This is a genomic window from Micromonospora sp. NBC_01405, from assembly GCF_045040155.1.
Lineage (GTDB): Bacteria > Actinomycetota > Actinomycetes > Mycobacteriales > Micromonosporaceae > Micromonospora.
Map to the genome: position 1 here is coordinate 2,820,916 of NZ_CP109532.1, position 23,842 is coordinate 2,844,757.

General features: G+C 71.4%; 21 protein-coding genes. 12 read left to right on the forward strand and 9 right to left on the reverse strand.

The features are described from left to right. Positions 1–104: 104 nt before the first annotated feature. Positions 105–2,051: a DNA topoisomerase (ATP-hydrolyzing) subunit B gene (gene gyrB / locus OG559_RS11755; protein ID WP_405115097.1), complete on the reverse strand. Its 1,947-nt coding sequence runs from the start codon at positions 2,049–2,051 to the stop codon at positions 105–107. A gap of 528 nt (positions 2,052–2,579) precedes the next feature. Between gyrB and OG559_RS11760 the strand changes: the two genes are divergently transcribed. Beyond that, positions 2,580–3,134: a hypothetical protein gene (locus tag OG559_RS11760; protein ID WP_405115099.1), complete on the forward strand. Its 555-nt coding sequence runs from the start codon at positions 2,580–2,582 to the stop codon at positions 3,132–3,134. Here the strand turns inward: OG559_RS11760 and OG559_RS11765 are convergent. Continuing rightward, positions 3,119–3,619: a MarR family winged helix-turn-helix transcriptional regulator gene (locus OG559_RS11765; RefSeq protein ID WP_405115101.1), complete on the reverse strand. Its 501-nt coding sequence runs from the start codon at positions 3,617–3,619 to the stop codon at positions 3,119–3,121. The genes OG559_RS11760 and OG559_RS11765 overlap by 16 nt on opposite strands. A 103-nt stretch (positions 3,620–3,722) precedes the next feature. Between OG559_RS11765 and OG559_RS11770 the strand changes: the two genes are divergently transcribed. Further along, the gene (locus tag OG559_RS11770; RefSeq protein WP_405115103.1) at positions 3,723–3,950 is read left to right on the forward strand and encodes a hypothetical protein; all 228 of its coding nucleotides are present in this window, start codon (positions 3,723–3,725) and stop codon (positions 3,948–3,950) included. 3 nt (positions 3,951–3,953) lie between these two features. Here OG559_RS11770 and OG559_RS11775 read toward each other — a convergent pair whose 3' ends face one another. From OG559_RS11775 to dnaA, 5 genes are all read right to left on the reverse strand, one after another. Continuing rightward, positions 3,954–4,517 (reverse strand): DUF721 domain-containing protein, encoded by a 564-nt coding sequence (locus OG559_RS11775; RefSeq protein ID WP_405116592.1) that lies wholly within the window; start codon positions 4,515–4,517, stop codon positions 3,954–3,956. Positions 4,518–4,689: 172 nt separating this feature from the next. Then, the gene (gene recF / locus OG559_RS11780) at positions 4,690–5,823 is read right to left on the reverse strand and encodes a DNA replication/repair protein RecF (RefSeq protein ID WP_405115105.1); all 1,134 of its coding nucleotides are present in this window, start codon (positions 5,821–5,823) and stop codon (positions 4,690–4,692) included. A gap of 16 nt (positions 5,824–5,839) precedes the next feature. Further along, entirely contained in the window at positions 5,840–6,712 is an 873-nt protein-coding gene (gene gnd / locus OG559_RS11785) for a phosphogluconate dehydrogenase (NAD(+)-dependent, decarboxylating) (protein ID WP_405115107.1), read from the reverse strand. Between the two features lie 41 nt (positions 6,713–6,753). Further along, positions 6,754–7,887, reverse strand: a complete 1,134-nt coding sequence (gene dnaN, locus OG559_RS11790; RefSeq protein WP_405115109.1) for a DNA polymerase III subunit beta — start codon at positions 7,885–7,887, stop codon at positions 6,754–6,756. Positions 7,888–8,746: 859 nt separating this feature from the next. Then, positions 8,747–10,600 carry a chromosomal replication initiator protein DnaA gene (gene dnaA, locus OG559_RS11795; RefSeq protein WP_405115111.1) on the reverse strand — a complete coding sequence of 618 codons (1,854 nt, stop codon included), beginning with the start codon at positions 10,598–10,600 and terminating at the stop codon, positions 8,747–8,749. 587 nt (positions 10,601–11,187) lie between these two features. Here dnaA and rpmH point away from each other — a divergent pair. From rpmH to OG559_RS11840, 9 genes are all read left to right on the forward strand, one after another. Next, the gene (gene rpmH, locus OG559_RS11800; protein ID WP_088959667.1) at positions 11,188–11,325 is read left to right on the forward strand and encodes a 50S ribosomal protein L34; all 138 of its coding nucleotides are present in this window, start codon (positions 11,188–11,190) and stop codon (positions 11,323–11,325) included. A 35-nt stretch (positions 11,326–11,360) separates the two neighbouring features. Then, entirely contained in the window at positions 11,361–11,777 is a 417-nt protein-coding gene (gene rnpA / locus OG559_RS11805) for a ribonuclease P protein component (protein ID WP_405115113.1), read from the forward strand. Next, positions 11,774–12,061 (forward strand): membrane protein insertion efficiency factor YidD, encoded by a 288-nt coding sequence (yidD, locus tag OG559_RS11810; RefSeq protein WP_396671843.1) that lies wholly within the window; start codon positions 11,774–11,776, stop codon positions 12,059–12,061. The genes rnpA and yidD overlap by 4 nt, the downstream gene beginning before the upstream one ends. A gap of 3 nt (positions 12,062–12,064) precedes the next feature. After that, positions 12,065–13,060 (forward strand): membrane protein insertase YidC, encoded by a 996-nt coding sequence (gene yidC / locus OG559_RS11815; protein WP_405115115.1) that lies wholly within the window; start codon positions 12,065–12,067, stop codon positions 13,058–13,060. A gap of 217 nt (positions 13,061–13,277) precedes the next feature. After that, the gene (locus OG559_RS11820; protein WP_405115117.1) at positions 13,278–13,871 is read left to right on the forward strand and encodes a protein jag; all 594 of its coding nucleotides are present in this window, start codon (positions 13,278–13,280) and stop codon (positions 13,869–13,871) included. A 151-nt stretch (positions 13,872–14,022) separates the two neighbouring features. Further along, positions 14,023–14,796: a 16S rRNA (guanine(527)-N(7))-methyltransferase RsmG gene (gene rsmG, locus OG559_RS11825; RefSeq protein WP_405115119.1), complete on the forward strand. Its 774-nt coding sequence runs from the start codon at positions 14,023–14,025 to the stop codon at positions 14,794–14,796. A gap of 265 nt (positions 14,797–15,061) precedes the next feature. Beyond that, positions 15,062–16,417, forward strand: coding sequence for an AAA family ATPase (locus tag OG559_RS11830; protein ID WP_405115121.1), 1,356 nt, complete (start codon positions 15,062–15,064; stop codon positions 16,415–16,417). A gap of 27 nt (positions 16,418–16,444) precedes the next feature. After that, positions 16,445–17,506, forward strand: a complete 1,062-nt coding sequence (locus OG559_RS11835) for a ParB/RepB/Spo0J family partition protein (RefSeq protein ID WP_405115123.1) — start codon at positions 16,445–16,447, stop codon at positions 17,504–17,506. A 2,158-nt stretch (positions 17,507–19,664) separates the two neighbouring features. Further along, positions 19,665–20,411 (forward strand): hypothetical protein, encoded by a 747-nt coding sequence (locus OG559_RS11840; protein WP_405115125.1) that lies wholly within the window; start codon positions 19,665–19,667, stop codon positions 20,409–20,411. 47 nt (positions 20,412–20,458) lie between these two features. On the opposite strand, the gene OG559_RS11845 is transcribed toward OG559_RS11840, so the two are convergent. Next, complete coding sequence (locus OG559_RS11845; protein ID WP_405115127.1) at positions 20,459–21,451, reverse strand: D-alanine--D-alanine ligase; 993 nt, start codon at positions 21,449–21,451, stop codon at positions 20,459–20,461. Positions 21,452–21,458: 7 nt separating this feature from the next. Next, the gene (locus tag OG559_RS11850; RefSeq protein WP_405115129.1) at positions 21,459–22,772 is read right to left on the reverse strand and encodes a PLP-dependent aminotransferase family protein; all 1,314 of its coding nucleotides are present in this window, start codon (positions 22,770–22,772) and stop codon (positions 21,459–21,461) included. A gap of 300 nt (positions 22,773–23,072) precedes the next feature. On the opposite strand from OG559_RS11850, the gene OG559_RS11855 reads away from it, so the two are divergent. Further along, positions 23,073–23,738 carry a GNAT family N-acetyltransferase gene (locus OG559_RS11855; RefSeq protein WP_405115131.1) on the forward strand — a complete coding sequence of 222 codons (666 nt, stop codon included), beginning with the start codon at positions 23,073–23,075 and terminating at the stop codon, positions 23,736–23,738. Positions 23,739–23,842 lie beyond the last annotated feature (104 nt).

Consider the following 23,842-nt stretch of genomic DNA (forward strand, 5'->3'; position numbering starts at 1 on the left):
GGTTTCGTGCTGTGGATAACCGCTGTGGAAACCGGCCAGGCTGTGGATAACCCTGTGGATCGGCGGACCGCCCGGTGGACGACCGGGACGGCCCGCCCGGTCCGTCAGATGTCCAGGAAGCGGACGTCCTTGGCATTGCGCTGGATGAACGAGCGACGCGCCTCGACGTTCTCGCCCATCAGCACGCTGAACAGCTCGTCCGCGGTCGCCGCGTCGTCGAGCGTGACCTGGCGCAGGGTGCGGCTGCCCGGGTTCATCGTGGTCTCCCAGAGCTCGGGATAGTTCATCTCGCCGAGACCCTTGAACCGCTGGATGTCGTCCGGCTTGGCGTTCGGCTTCTTCTGCTGACGCAGCGCGATCAGTCCGTCCCGCTCCCGGTCCGAGTACGCGTACTGCGCGTCGTCGCCCTTCTTGTTCCACTTGATCTTGTAGAGCGGCGGGGCGGCCAGGTAGACGTGGCCCAGCTCGACCAGCGGCCGCATGAAGCGGAACAGCAGGGTGAGCAGCAGCGTCTGGATGTGCTGGCCGTCCACGTCGGCGTCGGCCATCAGCACGGTCTTGTGGTACCGCAGCTTCTCGATGTCGAAGTCGTCGTGGATGCCGGTGCCCAGCGCGGTGATCAGCGCCTGGACCTCGGTGTTCTTCAGCACCCGGTCGATCCGGGCCTTCTCCACGTTGAGGATCTTGCCGCGGATCGGCAGGATCGCCTGGGTGCGCGGGTCCCGGCCCTGCTTGGCCGAGCCGCCCGCCGAGTCGCCCTCGACGATGAACACCTCGGACTCGCGCGGGTCGGTGGACTGGCAGTCGGCCAGCTTGCCCGGCATCGAGCCGGACTCCAGCAGCGACTTGCGCCGGGCCAGCTTGCGAGCCTGCTGCGCGGCGATCCGGGCCCGGGCCGCCTGGGACGCCTTGGTGATGATCATCTTGGCTTCAGCCGGGTTGCGGTCGAACCAGTCGACCAGCCGGTCGTTGCAGACCCGCTGTACGAAGCTCTTCACCGGAGTGTTGCCGAGCTTGGTCTTGGTCTGGCCCTCGAACTGCGGGTTTGCCAGCTTGACCGAGATGATCGCCGCCAGGCCCTCCCGGATGTCCTCGCCGGAGAGCTTCTCGTCGCCCTTGAGCAGCTTCTTCTCCGCGCCGTAGCGGTTGACCACGCTGGTCAGCGCGGACCGGAAGCCCTCCTCGTGGGTGCCGCCCTCATGCGTGTTGATCGTGTTGGCGAAGGTGTAGACCGACTCGCCGTACGACTCGTTCCACTGCATGGCGATCTCGAGCGACATGCCCTCCTCCTCGGCACCGAACTCGACCACCGTCTTGTGGATCGGGCTCTTCGAGGCGTTGAGGTGCCGGACGAAGTCGGCGATGCCGCCCTTGTAGCAGAAGGTGACCTCGCGCGGCTTGCCCTCCTCGCCCTCCGGGACCCGCTCGTCGAGCAGGTGGATGGTGAGGCCGCGGTTGAGGAAGGCCATCTCCTGGATGCGGCGGTAGATGGTCTGGAAGTCGAAGTCGACGGTCTCGAACACGTCGGGGTCGGGCCAGAACGTGACCGTGGAACCGGTGCGGTCGGTGGTCTCGCCCTTGTCCAGCGGGCCCGGCTTGGAGTTGGTGTACTTCTGCCGCCAGACGAAGCCGGACTTGTGGATCTCCACCGCCATCCGGCTGGAGAGGGCGTTGACGACGGACACGCCGACGCCGTGCAGACCGCCGGACACGGCGTACGCCTTGCCGTCGAACTTGCCGCCGGCGTGCAGCACGGTCAGCGCCACCTCGACGCCCGGCTTCTTCAACTTGGGGTGCAGGTCGACCGGGAAGCCCCGGCCGTTGTCGGTGACCTGGACCCCGCCGTCGGCCAGCAGCACCACGTCGATGGTGTCGCAGTATCCGGCCAGCGCCTCGTCGACGGCGTTGTCGACGACCTCCCACACCAGGTGGTGCAGACCGCGCTCACCGGTCGACCCGATGTACATGCCGGGCCGCTTGCGGACCGCCTCCAGCCCTTCGAGGACGGTGATCGACTCGGCGCCGTACTCCTGCTTGTCCTGCGCTGCCACCCTCGGCCACTTTCTCGCGCCCCCGAGCCGGCAAGCGGCGCGTCGGACGCGGGTTCGGCGGACAGGACGCGACGTCGGCGCGCGGCCCGAGACCGGTGGAAACCGGGGTACGGGCCGGAACGCCGGTCGCCGCGGTTGCCCGCGGATCGCGATCGGCTCGACCCGACGTGGAACAATGATCTCGGACCTTTGGTGGGCCCGCGTCCGTCGCTCCGTGTCGGGTCTTCGTCTCGCCTCAATCTTACTGTGCGCGGACGACAGAACCGCCACTCGGCACCCCTTTCGCGGGGCTGAGACCTCCGTAGCCGGCCGAACCGCGCCACCCGCGACTCCCCCTACACGCCAAGCTCCGATCGGCGGGCGGCGTCGCCGCCGATCGGGCCGGGACGCTCGGGGGCCGGGGTCGCGCCGGGGACCGCGACGGGCGTACGTTTGCGGCGCCCAGCGTGGCTGGTCTTGATCTTTTCCGGTCGGAACCGGACGATCGACCCGAACGATCCGACACGTGCTCTCAAGGGGTGACGCCAGATGGGGCTGGACAACGTCGCGGTGCACTGGCCGCGGACCGGCCGCTTCTACGACCCGGTCGCACCGGCCGAGTTCGTCGATTTCGGCGAGATCGTCGACCTCCCGCGAATCTCCGCGCCGACGGCGGCCCTCGCGGAACACATCGCCAAGACCGGGACCGTCCGGGCCACGGCGTACACCGAGCTGGTCGATCTCCTGCTCGGGCTGGAGAATGTGCTCTACGCCACGGACGCCGCCGCCGAGGACGAGGACCCGGTGATCGACCCGGACGGCTGCGCCTGGGTCGCCGGCGGGATCGAGCGCTTCGTGGCCGGGCACCGCCCGCACGGGGAGACGGTCGACTTCGACTCGGTGAGCACCGTGCTGCGCGGCCTGCTCGGCGACGGTCGCCTCGCCGAGCAGCAGCTGCGCTGGCTGGGCAGCCGGCTGGACGCGCTGCGCGACGAGAACGGCAACCCGCCGCAGTGGGACTTCACCTGCGCCGAGCTGGGCGTGCTGGCGGCCTTCTACCGCCGTTGCGCCGACCGCGGCTTCGCGGTCTACGCCGACGCCTGACCCGGGGCCGACGCCTGACCGGGGTTGGCACCGCCCGCGCCGGCCCGGTTCGTCGCCGCGATCACCCGGGTCAGGACGGCGTGCAGGTCCCGCAGCTCCTCGATCGGCATCCCGAGCCGCCGCACGATCGCCGGCGGGATCTCCTCGGCGCGGGCACGCAGCGCCTCGCCGCCCGCGGTGAGCGTCACGGCCAGGCTGCGCTCGTCGGCGGGGTCGCGCTCCCGCCGGACGTACCCGTTGGCCTCCAGGCGCTTGAGCAGCGGTGACAGCGTCCCCGGGTCGAGCTGCAACAGGCGACTGAGCTCCCGTACGGACAGCGGCGCGTGCTGCCACAGCGCGAGCATGACCAGGTACTGCGGATGGGTCAGCCCCATCGGCTCCAGCAGTGGACGGTAGACGGCGACCACGCCCCGGGCCGCCACGGAGAGCGCGAAGCACACCTGCTCCTCCAGGGCCAGGGGATCGCCCTCAAGCTGGTCGGACACCGCAGGCCTCCTCGTCGTCGCCGTTGCGATCCTAGCAACGATTGGTGTACCAATTATTGGTGCGCGAAGCATTTCCGGGCGCGGTGTGGGAAGGGCCAGGCGGATGAGCGACGACAAGCAGGTGGGCGACTCCTCGGGCAGGGGCGGCCGCCTCATGGGCTGGGTGTTCCGCAACCTCGCCGGCCCTTCCGAGGTGCAGGGAGCGGTACAGGGCGGCTCGCGCCATGCCCGGGAGGCGTGGAAGCAGGACCTGGAAAGGCGTAAGCAGTGGAGCCGTGAGCAGCGGGAACGCAAACGCGCCGAGCGAGAGTCCCAGCGTCCCGGCCACTGACCGTCAGCCGTAGGTGTCGCGTGGGCCCCGCCCCCGGACCCTGCGCGGCCCACGCGACCAGGACGGCGCGGCCGGGCCATGAATGTGCAGCTTGCGCACCACGTTGTGGCCCACCTCGCTGGCGATCTTCTTCAGCAGGGAACCGGCGAGCAGCCGTAGTTGGGTCGCCCACGCGGTGGACCGGGCCTCCACGGTCAGCTCGCCGTTCTCCAGCTTCACCGGGCGGCTGTTCTGGGCCACCTCGGAGCCGACCACTCGCTCCCACGCGCCGAAGACCGTCGCCTCGGCGGCCGGCTGCTCCCAGCCGCGCGCCTTGACCAGCCGGTTGAGCACGGCACTCAGCGGCTGAGGGTCACGCGGATCCGGCCCCGGGCCCGAGTAGCCGCGCAGCCGCCGACCGCCGTCGCCGTCGCCGGACACCACGCTGCGCCGGCGGGTCCGGGCCGCCGAGTCACGGCGGGCCTTCGCGGCGTCCAGCACCGCCCGGGCCAACTCCGGCCCCGCCGCCCCTGCGGAGACGTCGTTGCCGCCGGCACCGGTGCCGGCGGCCGCTGGACCGTCGGCCACCGGACCGTCGGGCCGCCCGGCACCCTCGGCCGGCGGTGCCGCCTGGCCGCCGTCGCGCCGCCCGGCCCGGCGCGGCGCGCCCCCACCCCCGGCCGCGTCCCCGCCGGCCGTCGCGCCGGCCGGGGTACGTCCCGGGCGCGGCGGCCCGAGGCGGGCCGGTGGAAGCTCCCGATCAGCCGACACGACGCACCGTCCCCTCGCCGACCTGGTACCGGGCGCCCCGCAGGCCGGTCGGCACGTCGTCGTCCACGGCGCAGGTCACCAGCACCTGGCTGGCCCCGCCGACCAGCTCCGCCAGCCGCTCCCGGCGACCCACGTCCAGCTCGGCGAAGACGTCGTCGAGCACCAGCACCGGCTCGATGCCGTCGGATCGGAGCAGGTCGTACCCGGCCAGCCGCAGCGCCAGCGCGAGCGACCAGGACTCGCCGTGGCTGGCGTACCCCTTCGCGGGCAGCGGGCCGAGGTTGAGCACCAGATCGTCGCGGTGCGGGCCGACCAGGGTGGTGCCCCGCTCGACCTCGGCCGACCGGGACTCGGCCAGCGCCGCCGTCAACGCCTCGACCAGCGCCGCCCGGTCGGGCGTCGGGTCGGTCAGCTCCACCGACGGCCGGTACGTGACGCCGGCCGCGCCCCGGCCAGCCGCCACCGTGTCGTACGCCTTGGTGACGTGCGGGCCCAGCGCGGCAACCAGCTCCAGCCGGCCGGCGAGCAGCTCAGCGCCGTGCCGGGCCAGGTGGGTGTCCCAGACGGCGAGGGTGGCCAGGTCTCCGCCCCGCGACCCGCCGGTCTTGCGGGCCAGGTACGCGGTACGCAACAGGGCGTTGCGCTGCTTGACCACCCGCTCGTAGTCGGCGCGCACCCCGGCGTACCGGGGCTGGCGGTTGACCAGCAGGTCGTCGAGGTAGCGGCGGCGCTCGCCCGGGTCGCCCCGGACGAGTTCCAGGTCCTCCGGGGCGAACAGCACCAGCCGCAGCGCGCCGAGGACGTCGCGGGCCCGCCGGGCCGGCGAGCGCCCCAACCGGGCCCGGTTGGCCTTGCCCGGCACGATCTCCAGCTCGACCAGCAGCTCGCGCCCGTCGTGCACCACGGCGCACCGGATCACCGCGGAGGACGCCCCCATCCGGACCAGGGGCGCGTCCGTGGCGACCCGGTGCGAGTCCAGGGTCGCCACGTAGCCCAGCGCCTCGGCCAGGTTGGTCTTGCCGACGCCGTTGGCGCCGGTCAGGACGTTCGGACCCGGCTCCAGATCGACGCCGACCCGCTCGTACGAGCGGAAGTCGACCAGTTCGAGCCGGCGGACGTACACAGGCTGTGGATACCGCTCAGCGCTTGTGGACGGCGTGCCCGCCGAACTGCTGGCGCAGCGCGGCGACGGCCTTCATCGCGGGTGAGTCGTCCTGCCGCGAGGCGAACCGGGCGAACAGCGACGCGGTGATGACGTTCAACGGCACGGCCAGCCGGACTGCCTCGTCGACCGTCCACCGGCCCTCGCCCGTGTCCTCGGTGTAGCCACTCAGCTCGGCCAGCTCCGGGTCCTCGTCGAGGGCACGGTCGAGCAGGTCGAGCAGCCAGGAGCGGACGACGGTGCCCTCGCGCCAGGACTTGAACACGCCCGGCACGTTGGTCACGATCTCCGACTTGGCGAGCAGCTCGTAGCCCTCGGCGTAGGCGTGCATCAGGCCGTACTCGATGCCGTTGTGCACCATCTTGGCGTAGTGGCCGGCACCGACCGGGCCGGCGTGCACGAAGCCGAACTCGCCGGCCGGCTTGAGCGCCTCGAAGATCGGCAGCAGCCGGTCGACGTGCTCCTGCGCGCCGCCGACCATCAGGCCGTACCCGTTCGTCTTGCCCCAGACGCCGCCGGAGACGCCGACGTCGAGGTAGCCGATGCCCTGCTCGGCGAGCCGCTCGGCGCGGGGCGCGTCGTCGCTGAACCGGGAGTTGCCGCCGTCGATGATGATGTCGCCCGCACCGAGCACGCCGGCGAGGTCGTCGATGGTCGTGTCGGTGACGCTGGCCGGGACCATCACCCAGACGGCGCGGGGCGCGTCGAGCTTGTCGACCAGCTCGGCCAGGCTCGCGGCGTCGCTCAGCTCCGCGTTGCGGTCGTAGCCGACCACCTCGTGCCCGGCGGCGCGCAACCGCTCACGCATGTTGCCGCCCATCCGGCCGAGCCCTACCAGGCCGAGCTGCATCTGTTCCTACCTCCGCTGCGTCTGGATCAAGAAGTGTGCGATCAGCGGGAGACGCGGATCGGCATGATCAGGTACCGGTACCCCGAGATGACCTCACCATCCTCGCCCGCGGGGGAAATCACCGCCGGCTTGAACGCGTCGACGAACGTGAGCAGCGCGAACTGGGCACCCAGGTTGTTCAGGCCGTCGATCAGGTACTGCGGGTTGAAGCCGATGGTCAGCGCCTCACCGGTGAAGGTGGCGTCCATGGCCTCGCTGGCCCGGGCCTCCTCGGTGCCGCCGGCCTCGACGACGAGCCCGTCGGAGCTGAAGCTGAGCAGCACCGGGGTGGTGCGCTCGGCGACCAGGGCGACCCGCTTCACGACCTCGATCAGGGTGCTCACCGCCACCCGGGCCTCGGCGTTGTGGCTGCTCGGGAACAGCGAGCGGACCGGTGGGTAGTTCGCGCCGTCGAGCAGCCGGCTGGTGGTGCGCCGGGTGCCGCCGGAGAAACCGATCATGCCTTCGCCGGCTGCGCCCTGGGAGAGCGCCATGGTGACCTGGCCGCCGAGCGGGCCGAGGGCCTTGGCGGTGTCGTGCAGGGTCCGGGCCGGCACGAGGGCGTTGATGCTCATCTCGGGGTTGTCCGGGTTCCACTCCATCTCGCGTAGGGCGAGGCGGTACCGGTCGGTGGCGAGCATGGCCAGGTTGCCGCCGGAGAGCTCGATCCGGACGCCGGTCATCATCGGCAGGGTCTCGTCCCGGCCGGCGGCCACGGCGACCTGGGCGACGGCTGCGGCGAACGCCGCGGCGTCGACGGTGCCGGCGCTCTCCGGCATCTCCGGGAGGGCGGGGTAGTCCTCCACCGGCATGGTGGGCAGGGTGAACCGGGCACTGCCGCAGACCAGTTCCAGATGCGCGCCCACCGCAGCGATGTCGACCGGCTTGGCCGGAAGCGCCTTGGTGATCTCGGCGAGCAGCCGCCCGGAGACCAGCGCGGCACCGTCGGCGTCGCCCTGCACCTCGACGGTCACCTGGCTGGAGACCTCGTAGTCGAAGCCGGAGACCTGCAGGTTGCCGTCGGTCACCCGGAGCATCACGCCGGCCAGCACCGGTACGGAAGGCCTGCTGGGCAGGCTCTTCGCGGTCCACGCCACGGCCTCGGCGAGCGCGTCGCGCTCTACTCGGAACTTCATCAATGCCTCCGCGTCGACGTCAGCGACAACTCTCTCATGCCGACCGCTGCCTACCGTCCCGCCCGACCGTGCGGGTACCCATCGCACCTTAGGGCGCGGGGGCATCGGCTGTGCGCCCGACCCCGCAGATCGCGTCGGTGCCGGGCGGGCTGTCCCGGCCGTTCCGAACCCGATCCACAGGAAGCCCAACGGTGATGATTGGTTTTTGTTCTCTTAGAAGAAGAAACTCATCGTCTTCATCGCACCTGTGGAAACTGTGGAAAACCGACGTTTTGGCAGCTCAGGCAGGTTATCCACCGGTGGATTGGCTGTGGAGAACCAGGGGTACAACCGGCCCCTCGATCCACAGGCCGCCCGGCAGCGCCCAGTTGTCCACAGCTGTCCACCGGTTATCCACCGGTTATCCACCGACTTTCTCCCCAGACCTGTGGACGGACCGACCCGTTCGGATCGCCGTCGTCCCCAGAACCTTCAACAGGAAATCCACAGGACCCCTCAGATCGGTGGACAACGCAGGCGTTGTCCCCAGGCGTCCACAGGCTCGTCCCCAGGGTTTTCCACAGCCTGTGGGTAACCGGCTGGGAGCGGACGGTAGTTTTCCACCGACTGTGGAAAACCAGCTGTGGAAAACTGGCTGTGGCTGTGGACAACGAGCAGCGGTGGTGGACGGGCATCGCCCGATTCTGTGGCCTCAACCCGGTCGAGGGTCGAGCCCGAACCGCTCGGGAGGCCCTGTGGACAACGGACCCGTCAGGCGGAATGTGTCCGGGGTCACCCACCTTGGAACGCGCGGACGCCCGGCCGGATCCGGCCGGGCGTCGGGTTCTCGCGCCGCGCGGGTAGGCGGCGGGCGTACGGCTCAGGTGGTCTGCTTGATCCGGTTGGTCAGCTCGGCGATCTGGTTGTAGAGCGAGCGACGCTCCGCCATCTGCTGACGGATCTTCCGGTCGGCGTGCATGACGGTGGTGTGGTCGCGACCCCCGAACGCCTGCCCGATCCGGGGCAACGACAGGTCGGTCAGCTCGCGGCACAGGTACATGGCCACCTGGCGGGCGTTGACCAGCACCCGGGACCGGGAGTGCCCGCGCAGGTCCTCCAGGCTGACCCCGAAGTAGTCGGCGGTGGAGACCATGATCTGGTCGGCGGTGATCTCGGGGCCGGCGCCGTCGGGGATGAAGTCCCGCAGCACCTCCTCGGCCAGCGAGAGCTCCACGGTCGACCGGGTGAGGCTGGCGAACGCGGTGACCCGGATCAGCGCCCCCTCCAACTCACGGATCGAGTTCGACACCCGCGAGGCGATGAACTCCAGCACGTCCGGCGGGGCGTACAGCCGCTCCTGGGCCGCCTTCTTCTGCAGGATCGCGATCCGGGTCTCCAGGTCCGGTGGCTGGATGTCGGCCAGCAACCCCCACTCGAACCGGGTTCGCAGCCGGTCCTCCAGCGTGGCGAGCTGCTTCGGCGACCGGTCCGAGGTGATCACGATCTGCTTGTTGGCGTTGTGCAGGGTGTTGAAGGTGTGGAAGAACTCCTCCTGGGTCCGCTCGCGGTTCTCCAGGAACTGGATGTCGTCGATCAGCAGGATGTCGACGTCGCGGTAGCGGCGCTGGAACGCGCTGGTCTTGTCGTCCCGCAGCGAGTTGATGAAGTCGTTGGTGAACTCCTCGGTCGAGACGTACCGGACCGAGCGGGCGTTGCCGAGCGTGGTGGCGTAATGGCCGATGGCGTGCAGCAGGTGGGTCTTCCCCAGCCCGGAACTGCCGTAGATGAACAGCGGGTTGTACGCCTTCGCGGGCGACTCGGCCACCGCGACCGAGGCGGCGTGCGCGAACCGGTTGGACGAGCCGATGACGAACGTCTCGAACATGTACTTCGGGTTGAGCCGGTTCCCACCGGCCTCCGCGCCGCCGGGCCGCCGGTCGTCCCGGCCGCCGGGCCGGTGATCCGCGACGCTGCGCCCCGGACCGCTGTCCGTCGCGCCGTCGCGGGGCAGCCGCGGGCCGCTCGCCGGCCCGGCGTCGCGGTACCGGGGCTCGTAGGGCCGGCTGTCGGCACCCGAGCGCCCCTCGTAGCCGCGCCGGCCCGGCGGAGGCGGTTCGGCGAAGGCGGCGCTGAACAGCGGCTCCTGGGCGTCCCGGCTGGCCGGCACCAGCCCTGGCCGGTGACCGTCGGAGCGCCCGGGGGCGTCATCCGCCGACAAGTGCTCCGACGTGTCGCGCTCCGGGTAACCGGCGTCCTCGCGCCCGGAACCGGCCGGCCGGCCGCGGCCGGCGTGGGCCTGCTCACCCCGGTCCGGGTACCCGGGGGCGGGGAAGCCGGGCTCCGGCTCGTGCCGGTCCGCTCCCTGCCCGTTGTAGCCGCGGGCGTCGAAGCCGGGCGGGGCGTCGAAGCCGGGCGGGCCGTCGGCGTCGGGGACGCTGCGGTAGACCGTGCCCGCCGGGCGTCCGGCCGCGTCCTCGGCCACCCGAACGGTGACGGCCACCTGGATCGGCCGGCCGAGCCGCCGGGTCAGCGCCTCGGTGATGGCGGGCCGCAGCCGGGACTCGATCACGTCGCGGGTGAACGCGTCCGGGACGGAGAGCAGTGCGGTGTCCTCCACGATCGCGCGGAGGCGGGTGAGCCGCAGGTACGCGCGTTGCTGCGCGGAGATGATCTCATCGGCGAGCTCGTCCGTGGTCGCGGTCCACACCGCGGCAAGGTCGGTAGTACCGGCCACCGTCGTGCCACCCCCTCGCCTCTGCTCCCGACCGCCGCTGGTCCAGCCCGAACGGCTGACCGGTCGTCGTCGTTATCCACAAGTTATCCACAGCCTGTGTACCGACCGATTGTGGCCTCCCGCCGGACGCGGGTCGGACCTGCCCCCGGTCTGGGCGGGCGCTGAAGCGGGTTCCACCGTGCCGAACGATTCACTACCTTGTCCGGTCTTGCCTGCCGACGCCAATCGGCTGCCGGCGCGGACCGCAAACGCGCACGCTAACAGCGGGGGGCGGGGCCCATCAACCGTCACCGCGTGGCACCCTTGTCGGCATCAGTGAAAACCACCGCTTCGGTCGCGCTCGCGGCCTGGCGGGGCCGTCGTACGAGGTGTTTGACGGTCATTGCCCCCCTGCGTAGGCTGGAGCGGCTGCTCTACCGCCCTCTGCTAGGGTGGTGCGTGCTTGCTGTCCGCGGTCGTCCTCCCCGCATAGTCGGGGTCCCGCGCCCTCGGGCAGCACCGATCGGGGCCACCGCCGAGGGTGGCCTGGACCACCACACGACCCCTGCGGGCCTACGCGCGGGGCGTATGAAAACGGAGAGCCTGACGTGAGCAAGCGCACCTACCAGCCGAACAACCGCCGGCGCGCGAAGACCCACGGCTTCCGGCTGCGCATGCGCACCCGGGCCGGCCGCGCCATCCTCTCGACCCGTCGTTCCAAGGGCCGCACCCGCCTGTCGGCCTGAGGCCGACCGGTCCGGTCCGGGGGACGTGGGCAGTAGTGCTGGCGGCCGCGCAACGACTGCGGCGCAGCAGCGACTTCGCCGCAGCGGTCCGGGCTGGCCGTCGAGCCGGCCGAGGCTCACTCGTCGTCCACCTGACACTGCCCGCCACACCCGGCACCACCATCGATACCTCGCCGAAGCCGGCGCGGACCCCCGGTGCGGAGGAAACCTCCGTACCGACCCGCGCCGGCTTCGTCGTGTCCAAGGCCGTCGGCCCTGCCGTGGTACGTAACACGGTTCGGCGTCGGTTGCGGCATCTGGTCCGCGAGCGGCTGGCGGCCCTGCCGGCCGGCAGCATCCTGGTGGTACGCGCGTTGCCGGCCGCAGCCGAGGCGTCGTACGCCCGGCTCGGGGCCGACCTCGACGGGGCGCTCGCCACCGCCCGCACACCCCGGGGGCGGCGGTCCCGATGAGCAGCGGTTCCGCCGCGCCACGGCCGACGAGCCCGGGTGCCCGGGTGCTGACCTGGCCCATCGTCGCGTACCGTCGTTGGATCAGCCCGGCGCTGCCGGCCCGCTGTCGGTTCTACCCATCGTGCAGTGCATACGCCCTCGAGGCGGTCTCCCGGCACGGCGCGCTCCGGGGAGTCGGCCTGACGGTCCGGCGGTTGTCGCGCTGCCACCCCTTTCACCCAGGTGGATACGACCCGGTGCCCGAGCCGGGCGGTCGCCGCCGTGCCGATGTGACTGGAGCCTGAGAATTGTTCAGTCTGGACTGGATCTACTACGCGATCTCGTGGATCCTGCTGACCTGGCACTCGGCCTGGGATGCCATCGGCGTGCCGGTCAACGCGGTGATCGGTACGAACTGGTCCTGGATCCTGGCCATCGTCTTCCTGGTGGTCACCGTCCGGGTGATCCTGTTCCCCGTCTTCGTCAAGCAAATCAAGTCCCAGCGGGCCATGCAGGCGCTCCAGCCCAAGGTGAAGGAGCTCCAGGAGAAGCACAAGGGTGACCGGGAGACGCTCCAGAAAGAGATGATGGAGCTCTATCGGAAGGAAAAGGCCAACCCGCTCATGGGCTGCCTTCCGATGTTCCTCCAGATCCCGGTCTTCCTCGGTCTCTTCCACGTGCTGCGCCGCCTCGACCCGGGGAAGAGCGAGAACAACAAGACCCTCTACGGCTGGGCGGTCGAACAGTTCAACAGCGCCTCCAGCGCCAAGATCTTCACCGCCCCGATCGCCGGCAAGTTCGGCTCCACCGCTGACGAGTTGGCGGCGCTGAACGCCAACGGCACCACCGTGAAGGTGATCGCTGGCATCCTGGTTCTGATCATGATGGGCACCACCTACCTCACCAGCCGCCAGATGATCCTCAAGACCGGCTGGGCGGAGGACCCGCAGCAGAAGATGATCCAGCGCCTGATGCTCTACGGCATCCCGCTGTCGCTGCTCGTCTCGGGTGCGATCTTCCCGATCGGTGTGATCATTTACTGGGTCACCAACAACATGTTCACTCTCGGCCAGCAGCAGTGGGTGCTGCGCAAGTACCCGCCGCCGCCCACCCCGGGCCGCACCGGTGCCCCCGGGTCCCGCGGGCCGGTCCAGCCGGCCAAGAAGATCGGCGGGCTGCTCGGCCGCAAGGCCGCCCCGGCCCCGGTCAAGCAGGCCCCGTCCGCCCCGAAGATCGCCGGCCCCAAGCCGGGTGCCAAGCCGGTCAACCCGAAGAAGGGCGGCCCGGCCAAGCGTCAGGGCTGATCCTCCCGCCGTCCGTCGCCGGCCCGGCCGGCGACGGACGGACCCGGCCCCCTGGCAGCCGCCCCCAAGGCAGGCGCCGGGCCGGAACCGCCGCGCCCAGCGCGGACACGGGCGAGAGTGGCCCGTACAGACGTGCCCAGGGCACCGGTGATCTCCCGCCGGACCCGGGAAACCAGCGGACCCGACGGTCCGGCCGAGCGAGTACGGAGATGAGACCGTGACCGAGACCAGCATCCCCAGCGCTGACCAGTCCGTGGACGAGGAGAGCGCACCGATCGAGGCCACCGACGACACCGAGGCGGAGGAGGGCAAGGCCGGCTCGGGCACGCGGGAGAAGAAGGCCCCGGCCGAGAGCGAACTGTTCCGGCAGAGCGAGATCGCGGCCGACTACGTCGAGGGGCTGCTCGACATTCTCGACTACGACGGGGACATCGACGAGCTGGTGTCCGGTGGCCGCCCGGTAGTCGAGGTGGTCGGCGACGGGCTGCAGAACCTGGTCGGTCAGCGCGGCGCCACGGTGGAGGCGCTCCAGGAGCTGGCCCGGCTGGCGGTGTTCCGGCAGACCGGCACCCCGAGCCGGCTGCTGCTCGACGTCGGTGGCTACCGGGCCAACCGCCGCAAGGAACTCGCCGCCGTCGCCAAGAACGCGGTGGAAAAGGTCAAGGAGTACGGCGAGGCGGTGCGGCTGGAGCCGATGTCCGCGTTCGAGCGCAAGTGCGTCCACGACGTCGTCAACGCGATGAGCGGGGTGGAGAGCGAGTCCGAGGGCGTCGAGCCGAACCGCCGCATCATCGTCCAGCCGGCGGACTGATCGGGTGACACACGACGACACCACGGCTGACGCCGTGACCGGCCCGGGTGGCACGCCGCCCGGGCCGTCGCCTGTCGGGTCCCGCCAACACGCCGACGCGCCGGACCCTAGCGACGTGCCAGATCGGAACGGGGTACTGGACCCAAGCGACGTGCCAGATCGGGACGACGTGCCGGACGCGAGCGACGCGCCGGACCCGGCCGTTGCGGCGTTGCCGCCGGAGTTGGCCGAGGCGGCGCGTTCTCTCTTCGGCGACCGGCTCGACCTCGCCGCCGCGTATGCGGAGGTGCTCGCCACCGACGGCGTGCTCCGGGGCCTGATCGGGCCGCGCGAGGCCCCACGGATCTGGGAGCGGCACCTGCTGAACTGCGCCGCGGTGGCGGAGCGCATCCCGGAGGGCGCGTCGGTGCTGGACGTCGGATCCGGCGCGGGTCTGCCCGGCCTGGTACTCGCGATCGCGCGCCCCGACCTGACAGTGACGCTGGTCGAGCCGCTGGCCCGGCGTACCTCGTTCCTCGTCGAGGTCGTCGAGAGGCTAAGTCTGACGAAGGCCGTCCGGGTGTTCCGGGGCCGGGCCGAGGAGGCGTCAACGGGGTCCACCGGTGTCGGGCCGTTCCGCGCGGAGATCGTCACCGCGCGAGCGGTGGCCCCACTCGATCGGCTCTCCGCCTGGTGCCTACCGCTGGTGGTGTCCGGCGGACGCCTGTTGGCGGTGAAGGGATCGTCCGCCGGCGACGAGATCGCCGAGCATGCCAAGGCGGTTGCCAAACTGGGCGGGGGTGAGCCCAAGGTGCACCACTGCGGGGTCGGGGTGATCGAGCCGCCCGCGACGGTGGTGGAGATTGTCCGGGAGCGGGTCGTGAACCAGCCGCGGGTCAAGCCCGCGGCGAAGCGGACGCGTGGTGGGTCACGCCGGGGTCGCTGATCCGACTTCCCTGAATCTCCGCTGGCTTCCCACCGCAGGTCGCGTCGTTGATAGTGAGACGGGTGTGCGGTGGTCTGAAGAACCCGACGTGGACCGGCCGTGCCTGTCCGCCGTAGGCTGGCCGCGCGTCGATAGTGTGGAGCGGGCGGCATCTGCGCCCCGTGGGACCCCGGCCGCTTCCGCCGGGCCGTAGGCTCCGTGGTGCGACGAGCGTGGCCAAGACGACGGGTGCGGACCGACCATCCGGAGCGGGCAGGGATGACAGGTGCATGACGACGGCAGGTACGACGATCCACGGGTGACGACCGGCCGCGGGGGACACTCCGCGGCCGACCCCGTTTCACGTGAAACCGACCAGCGTGATCGGGCCACCCACCCCCCGGACCCGGGCTCGCCGTCAGTCGACTGCGATCCGGCGGTTCGCCGCGACGTGCCGACCGGCTCGGGTGGCGCCCCGCATTCCGTGGGAAGGCCCGGCACGGTCTACGGTGCGAGCCGCCCCGATGACCTGGCCGTCGCCAAGCGCGCCGCGGCGGAACAGCGCGACACCGCCGCGCCCGTCCGGTTCGAGCCGTCACACTCGGCCGTGGCTGCTGTTCCCCGACATCCCGCACCCGGTGCGGTGCCCGATGCGACCCCCGGAGTCGCTGTTCCTGTCGACACGCCGGTACCGCCGGCCGGGGCCTTCGGGCCCGATCCGGCGGATGCCGCGTACGTTTCACGTGAAACCCCGACGCGCGAAGAGGATGACCCACCGTTGGCTATGGAGGCTATGCGCGCCGTGCAGATCCTTAATCCGAGTGGCGAGGTGACCATGCCCCGCCCTGAGCGGACCCGGGTGATGTGCGTCGCCAACCAGAAGGGCGGCGTGGGTAAGACCACGACCACGGTGAACCTGGCGGTGGCGCTCGCCCTGCACGGAAACCGGGTCCTCGTGGTCGACCTCGACCCGCAGGGCAACGCGTCGACCGGGCTGAGCGTCCCGCACCATACCGGGGTCCCGGACGTCTACGACTGCTTGATCAACAGCGTGCCGCTGGAGGAGGTGGCCCAAGGCGTCGAGGGCATCCCCAATCTGTGGTGCGTGCCGGCCACGATCGACCTGGCCGGTGCGGAGATCGAGCTGGTGTCGGTGGTTGCCCGGGAGTCTCGCCTGGTCCGGGCAATCGCCGCCTACCCCGGGCACTTCGACTACGTCTTCATCGACTGCCCGCCGTCGCTCGGCCTGCTCACCGTTAACGCGCTGGTGGCCGCGCAGGAGGTGCTGATTCCGATCCAGTGCGAGTACTACGCGCTGGAAGGGCTCAACCAGTTGATCAACAACATCAACCTCGTCCGTCAGCACCTCAACCCGAGGCTGGAGGTTTCCACCATCCTGCTCACCATGTACGACCGGCGTACCCGGCTGGCCGACGCGGTGGAGCAGGACGTCCGGAACCACTTCGGCGACAAGGTGCTCCAGGCGGTCATCCCCCGGAACGTCCGCGTCTCGGAGGCTCCGAGCTACGGCCAGTCGGTGGTGACCTACGATCCCGGTTCACGGGGGGCGACGAGCTATTTCGAGGCCGCCCAGGAAATCGCCGAGCGTGGGGTCAAGGCACCGGTGAGCCGGAATGTGTAGTGCGGACGAGTCGCTGGGAGGCGTCGTATGAAGAACCGTCCTCGGGGCGGTCTGGGTCGGGGTCTCGGTGCCCTGATTCCCACCGGTCCGGTCCAGCCCGCCGGAACGATGACGGCGACGCCTGAGGCCGGTGAACGCGCCGCCCAGGTTCCGCCGGCGATCGCCGGGTCCGCAGCGACCGAACCGATGGCGGCGCCGGAGCCGGTGGTGACCGAGTCCGAACTGACGGGGCCCGAGTCGACGGAGCCCGAGCTTCAGCTCAGCCCGGTGCCGGGCGCCCGGTTCGCCGAGATCCCGGTCGACGCGATCATGCCCAACCCGAAGCAGCCCCGCCAGGTCTTCGACGAGGAGGGGCTGGAGGAACTGAAGACCTCCATCCAGGAGGTCGGTTTCCTCCAGCCGATCGTGGTACGGGCGCTGGACGGCGAGAAGTACGAACTCGTCATGGGCGAGCGCCGGTGGCGGGCCGCACAGGCGGTCGGTCGGGAGAACATCCCGGCGATCATCCGGGACACCCGCGATGACGCCATGCTCCGGGACGCGCTGCTGGAGAACATTCATCGGGCCAACCTCAACCCCCTGGAGGAGGCCGCCGCCTACCAGCAACTGCTGGAGGAGTTCGGCGCGACGCACGAGGAGCTGGCCCGGCGGATCGGCCGCAGCCGACCGCAGATCTCCAACACCATCCGGCTGCTGAACCTGCCCGCCCCGGTGCAGCAGCGGGTCGCTGCCGGGGTGCTGTCCGCCGGTCACGCCCGCGCGCTCCTGAGCCTGGACGAGGCTGAGGCCCAGGAGCAACTGGCGCTGCGCATCGTCGCCGAAGGGATCTCCGTCCGATCCACCGAGGAGATCGTCGCGCTCGCGCTGGCGGACGGTCCGGCCAACAGCCCCGCCGCGAAGCGACGGACCAAGCCGCACGCCCCCGCCCTGACCGATCTCGCGGACCGGCTCTCCGACCGGTTCGACACCCGTGTGAAGGTGGACATCGGACGCAGCAAGGGCAAGATCACGATCGAGTTCGCCACGGTCGACGACCTCGAGAGGATCGTCGGCCTCATCGGGGTCGGCCAGGAGGAAGCCGAGGACTGACCCGGATTGGACCCCGGCCGCGCCATCCGTGCAGGACGGCGCGGCCGGATTGTCTTCCGGCCCCTCCCGGCACGGGAGGCGCCACCGTAATCACAAGTTACGCAACAACCGCAGCAGGCGGCCGGCTACGGTCAGCCTCGCCGCAGCGGCTCCGGGTCGACTCGAACCTGCCCCCGCCCGGAAGTGCTCGGCGTGGACCGAGGCGAGCACGTGGATTCGTGAAGGAGAAGCCGGTCCGTGTGTTGCGGGGCTGAGCCCCGCGATGGCGGGACCTGTTAGTCGGTGAACCGGGGCGACGCGGGGTTCTGAACGCGGACGGCAGAGCAGCCCTCTGTGTGGGCCCCTGCGGACATGATTGGCGTGACGCGGCCTCGGGGGTGGCCGGGATCAATCACGAGGCCCCAGGGCCGCCAGGAAGCCCGCCCTGATGGTAGGGGTGACGGCGCGGCGGCTCGGAACCAATCATGTGTGCCCGGTAGCGCCCGGGGCGACGTTCCACGTGAAACTTCCGCTACGCCCGGCGGGCGCCGTCAGGAATCCGTCCCGGGAAAGCCCAGCCCGCCGGGCTCTGCGACCACACCGCCATTGCGGCCCTCTCCAAGCGGCCTGCATGCCGCCTGCCAACGCGCCCACAGTCGTGGCTCCAGTGGCATCGGTGGCATCGGTGTGCGGACTGAAGGACGCGAACGGGCGTCCCGTTCCACGCCATCCCGTTTAGGTGAGGCCGCCAGCCGTGGATGGAGCCGGCCTCCCGCCGCAGCGAGCCGCCCGGCCCTGCCTCTGGGCGCAGGTGGTTCGCCAGCGGGAACGAAGCGCCGCCCGCGAGGGAGGGCCCGTTTCACGTGAAACGGGCCCCTGCGGTGGGGCCGTCGACGAGTGAAGTCACATCGGTCGACGGCGGCGTGGTGGCCCCACGAGGCCGGACCCGCTGACGGAGGTGACCAGAAGCGGGTGGGGCGCGTCGCCTTGGCTTCGGGCCGGACCGGCCGGGGACGAAGAGCGGCACATGCCGAGGAGTAGGACTAGTAGCAGAGGGGGCAGGACCGAGGGGGCAGGACCGAGGGGGCAGGACCGAGGGGGCAGGACCGAGGGGGCAGGGCTGGGCGCCGGCGGTGGAGCGGAGATCGGGCCCAGAGCCGAAGGCCGGGGTCCGGCCAGTACGGGCGGCCACGAGAGGGCGAGAGTCGGCGGGGCCAGCGCTCGGGTCCCGCCAGCCCGTGTGGGCCGGGCGCTACTCGGATCGCCACCGTCGGTTTCACGTGGAACCGCGGACGGGGCCGACGACCAGGAAGCCGGGAGGGCGGGACGCATCGGCACGCCCGGTGCGGGGGCGTGCGTGCGTCCTGGGCGGCATACACAGTCGGCCGGTCCCTGGGAGCGCGCTGGGTCGGACGGGCGCACCGTGTGGTGCCATGTCATCGGGCTCGCTCTCGTAAGCCCCAGCCGGCTCGGTGCCCGCCGCGGTGCCAGGCTCTAGTCCCGCTTGCCGTGCCGGACTCTGTCCGGCCGCCGGAGGTCACGTGGCGGCATTCCGTGGCCGACCCCGGGCACTCCACCTCCCGCGCGACCTGTTCCTTCGGGGAGTAGCCGCCGAGCCGGATGAAGCCATGGAAGTCAGCGTGCCGGGGCGGAGCGGATCACGGCGGGGGCACCCGTGGCCGGCAGAGGCCGGATGGCCGACCGGTCGCGAGGCAGCGTCGCGGCGGCCCGGTTTCGCGCCCGGCCGCAGCACCGCGATAGATCTCGTCCACCAGAACACTCGCCCCTCGGCTCGTCCCGCGCGCCCCTGAACGGGGCTCGAAGTACTCACATTCTGGTGGCTGGGACAGCGACCCATCTCGCTTCGGTTCGTTAGGTACGAGGGAGCTGGTGGGCTGTGTACAACTTTGCTGCCGAGCCGCCAAGTTATCCACAGCGGTTTTCCACAGGCACCCCCCGTTTCACGTGAAACCCCGCGTGAAACGCGGTGCCAGCCTGTGGATGACGCGGAGTGTTGATGGCCCTGGGGGCCTGTGGATAACGTGTGGATAGCCGATGCGTTGTCGAGCCGGAGCGGGCTGACCGGAGCGGGGGCGAGTGGCTGTGGCCGGCCCGGCGTACCCGAGGGCAGGCGAATCAGGTAGGGACAGCCGTGGCTCGCTCGGTTAGGGTCAGCGTCGTGCACGACACCCCTCCCTCAGTTCCCGATTTCACCTCCTGGCCCTCTTTTCCCTTCGAGGGCGATCTTCAGGTCAAGCACCTCGACGCCCCGGTCGCGGTGGAGCCCCCGCGCAAGGGCGAGGGAGCTCAGGAATGCACGGCGTGCGGTGCGCCGGACGACGCGTACATCTGGGTCGGCGAGCGTTGGCGGGTTCGGGCCATGGACCGGCCGACCGGGCTACCGATGGTGCTGATCCTGGAGGCCCGTTCCCACCTCGACCTCGGTGACCTGCCCAACCTGCTCGCCGCCGAACTGGGCGTGATGACGGTCCGGCTGGAACGGGCCATCCGCTCCCTCGACGGCGTCGCGCGGGTCCACGTCAACCGCTGGGGTGACGGTTCCGCCCACCTGCACCTGTGGTTCCTGGCCCGGCCGTACGGGCGACTCCAGCTCCGGGGCACGTTCCTGTCGCTGTGGGACTCGATCCTGCCGCCCATCTCCGAGGAACAATGGCGGGAGAACCTGGCCCTGGTGGCCGCCTGGCTGGCCGATTTCGGCGGCCGGCCGCTGGCCGAGCCGCCCCGCATCCAGTGGCAGGCACCGTCGAGCATCGCCGCGCAGTCGTCCGCCCCCGCCCCCGCCCCGGACGAGGACGACACGATCGGGGTGATCGAAGCGGCCGAGGAGATCCCGGAGCCGGACGGCGCGGAGGACGCCGCCGCCCCGCCGACCGACGAGCCGACCGGTGAGCCCGGACGCCCCTGACACCGTGCAGCGGTCAGGCGCGCGGGAAAGTCAGGCGCGCGGGAAAGTCAGGCGGGACGGGCGGCGGCCCGGCTCACCAACGACCCGAGCAGCCGGCCGAAGTCCAGACCGGCGGCCTGCACCGCGAGCGGCAGCAGCGACGTCTCCGTCATCCCCGGCGAGACGTTGACCTCCAGCACATGCGGCTGGCCGTCCGCGTCCACGATGAGGTCGACCCGGGACAGGTCGCGCAGCCCGAGCGCGATGTGCGCGGCCACGGCCACCTCGGCCACCGTGGCCGCGACCTCCGGGCCCAGCCGGGCAGGGGCGTGCCAGGTGGTCCGGCCGGCGGTGTACCGGGCCGCGTAGTCGTACACGCCGTTGCGGGGCACGATCTCCACGGCGGGCAGCGCCTGCGGCCCCTCCCCGAGGTCGACCACCGAGACGGCGACGTCCATGCCGGGGACGTACCGCTCGACGAGCGCCGTCGAGTCGTACGCGAAACAGCCGACCATCGCGGCCGGCAGCGACGCCGCCGCCCGGACCACGGCGGCGCCCAGCCCGGAACCGCCCTGCGCCGGCTTCACCATCAGCGGCAGGCCCAGCCGGTCGACGATCCTGTCCAGCACCGCCACCGCGCCCAGCTCGGAGAACCGGTCGTGTGGCAGCGCCACCCAGTCGGGGGTGGGGATGCCGGCCTCCCGAAGCACCGCCTTGGCCGACGGCTTGTCCCACGCCAGCCGGGACGCGCGGGCGTCACAGCCGACGTACGGGACGTCGCAGAGGTCGAGTACGCCGCGCAGCGAGCCGTCCTCGCCGGTGGCGCCGTGCAGGGCGATCACCACGGCGTCGGGCGGGTCGGCGACCAGCGCCGGCAGCAGGGCGATGTCGGCGTCCCGCAGCTCCGCCTCCACCCCGACGGCCCGGAGCGCGTCGAGCACCCGGCGGCCGGACCGGAGGGAGACGTCCCGCTCGTAGGAGAGCCCACCGGCGAGCACCAGCACGTGAGGCTCGGCGGAGGGGGCGGTCACGGTGATGCGCTCGGCAGGGGTCGAAGCCATGCCGGAATCATGCCAAGTCGGGTCCCGGCGCGTCCGCGCCGGCCTGCCCGCGTCGCACCTCGGGACGGTTGACCGTGCCGAACACCCGACGCATGGCGATGTCCTGCTCCATCACGCCGGCCAGCCGCCGCACGCCCTCCCGGATCCGCTCGGGTGACGGGAAGGAGAAGTTCAGCCGCATGTTGCCGGTGCCGGTGCCGTCGGCGTAGAAGCCGGTGCCGGGCACGTACGCCACCCGCGCCGCGATGGCCCGCGGCATCATCGCCTTCGAGTCCAGGCCCTCGGGCAGCGTCGCCCAGACGAACAGGCCACCGGCGGGCTTGGTCCAGGTGGTGCCGGCGGGCATCAGGTCGTCCAGGGCCGCCAGCATCGCGTCCCGGCGTTCCCGGTAGACCTCCCGGTAGACCTTGAGCTGCTCCCGCCACGGCATCGTGCCCAGGTAGGTCGAGACGGCGGCCTGGGCGTACCCGCTGGGGCAGAGGATCTGTGCCTCGTTGGCGATCACCAGCTTGTCGCGCACGGCGTGCGGGGCCAGGATCCAGCCCACCCGCAACCCCGGGGCGAAGGTCTTGGAGAAGGTGCTCAGGTAGAACACCCCGTCGCGGCGGCGGGCCCGCAGCGGGCGCGGGGCGTCACCCTCGAAACCGAGCTGACCGTACGGGTCGTCCTCGACCACCAGCAGGCCGGCGCGTTCGCAGATGTCGAGCACCCGTTCGCGTCGTTCCTCGCTGAGCGTCACGCCCGTCGGGTTCTGGTACGTCGGGATCGTGTAGAGGAACTTCACCCGCCGGCCGGCGCGGGCCAACTCCGCGACGGCGACCTCCAGCGCCTCCGGGATCAGCCCGTCGTCGTCCATCGGCACGTGCACCACCTGGGCCTGGGCGGCCTGGAACACCCCGAGCGCGCCGACGTAGGTCGGCCCCTCGGCGAGCACCACGTCACCCGGGTCGAGGAAGAGCCGGGCCACCAGGTCGAGCGCCTGCTGGCCGCCGACGGTGACCACCACGTCCTCCGGCGACGCCCCGCAGGCCGCGTCGATGCCGGAGAGGGTCATCACCTCGCAGATCCGTTCGCGCAGCTCCAGGGTGCCCTGGCCGATGCCGTACTGGAGGGTGGTGGCCCCGTGCTCGGAGCCGAGCCGGCCGAGCATCTCGCCCACCGCGTCCAGTGGCAGGGCGGCGATGTAGGGTGCGCCTCCGGCGAGGGAGACCACCTCCGGCCGGCTGGCCACCGCGAACAGCGCACGGATCTCCGAGGCGGTCATGCCCCGGACGCGCCGGGCGTACCGGTCGGTGTAGTCGTCGAGCGTCGTGCCGGTCATGACATCACCTCGATCGCGTGTCGGGCGGCTTCCGCCTGCCCGGGTTACCCGGGACGCCGCAGACCATGGCGGCGCGGGACGCAGATGCCCGATGGTAGTCCGGTTGGCGGCGATCGGTGCCACGACGTGACCCCCGAGTCCACATCCCGGACCGGTGGACCGGCCGGCGGGGCACCCCGGGTGCATTCGCGCGTCTCCTCCCGTAGCGTCGTCAGTCGGCGTACGATCGCTCGTCGGGGGTCCGAGGCGGCGTCGTTGCACGCCGGTCTCGCCTCCGAGCCTATTTGTGGGGATGCGCCAATGTCTCGACGTCTGGTCAGCTTGACCCTCGACACCCTCGAAGACCTGCCCCGCACCTGCCGGCAGTGCGTCTACTGGGAGCTTGATCCGGTGTCCGCCGACCGAGCCTGCGCGGCTGGCGACCCGGGGCTGGAGAAGGAGGCCTGGGTCTCCCAGACGCTGCTGGAGTGGGGTTCCTGCGGCAAGCTCGCGTACGTCGACGGCATGCCCGCCGGCTTCGTCATGTACGCGCCGCCGGCGTACGTGCCCCGCGCTATGGCGTTCCCCACCTCGCCCGTCTCCGCCGACGCGGCGCTGCTGATGACCGCGTACGTGGTCGCTCCCTTCGCCGGTGGCGGGCTCGGCCGGATGCTCGTGCAGGGCGTGGCCCGGGACCTCACCAAGCGGGGGATCAAGGCGATCGAGGCGTTCGGCGACGCGAAGTTCGGCGACGACGGTGACCCGCCCGGCAGTTGTGTCGCCCCCGCCGACTACTTCCTCTCGGTGGGCTTCAAGACGGTCCGCGCGCACCCGCGCTATCCCCGGCTGCGGTTGGAACTGCGTACCGCGCTGAGCTGGAAGTCCGACGTCGAGTACGCCCTGGAGAAGCTGCTCGGCTCGATGAGCCCGGAGACCCTGCTCCGGCCGGTCCGGCCCGCCCCGGCCACCCGTTCCACCAGCGGCTGACGCCGCACCAACGCGGTCACCGCCGCGCGGGCGCCCCGACCGGTCGGGAATCGTGCAGGCGGACGTCCGGGGCCGGCCCCGCTCACGTGCTCGGGCAGCGGATC

Bases quoted from the DNA above. Each gene is read 5' to 3' on its own strand.
- gnd (WP_405115107.1), bottom strand. From the start codon at position 6,712: ATGCAGCTCGGCCTGGTAGGGCTCGGCCGGATGGGCGGCAACATGCGT.
- dnaN (WP_405115109.1), bottom strand. From the start codon at position 7,887: ATGAAGTTCCGAGTAGAGCGCGACGCGCTCGCCGAGGCCGTGGCGTGG.
- OG559_RS11835 (WP_405115123.1), top strand. From the start codon at position 16,445: ATGAAGAACCGTCCTCGGGGCGGTCTGGGTCGGGGTCTCGGTGCCCTG.
- OG559_RS11845 (WP_405115127.1), bottom strand. From the start codon at position 21,451: ATGGCTTCGACCCCTGCCGAGCGCATCACCGTGACCGCCCCCTCCGCC.
- OG559_RS11760 (WP_405115099.1), top strand. From the start codon at position 2,580: ATGGGGCTGGACAACGTCGCGGTGCACTGGCCGCGGACCGGCCGCTTC.
- OG559_RS11770 (WP_405115103.1), top strand. From the start codon at position 3,723: ATGAGCGACGACAAGCAGGTGGGCGACTCCTCGGGCAGGGGCGGCCGC.
- yidD (WP_396671843.1), top strand. From the start codon at position 11,774: ATGAGCAGCGGTTCCGCCGCGCCACGGCCGACGAGCCCGGGTGCCCGG.
- OG559_RS11850 (WP_405115129.1), bottom strand. From the start codon at position 22,772: ATGACCGGCACGACGCTCGACGACTACACCGACCGGTACGCCCGGCGC.
- OG559_RS11855 (WP_405115131.1), top strand. From the start codon at position 23,073: ATGTCTCGACGTCTGGTCAGCTTGACCCTCGACACCCTCGAAGACCTG.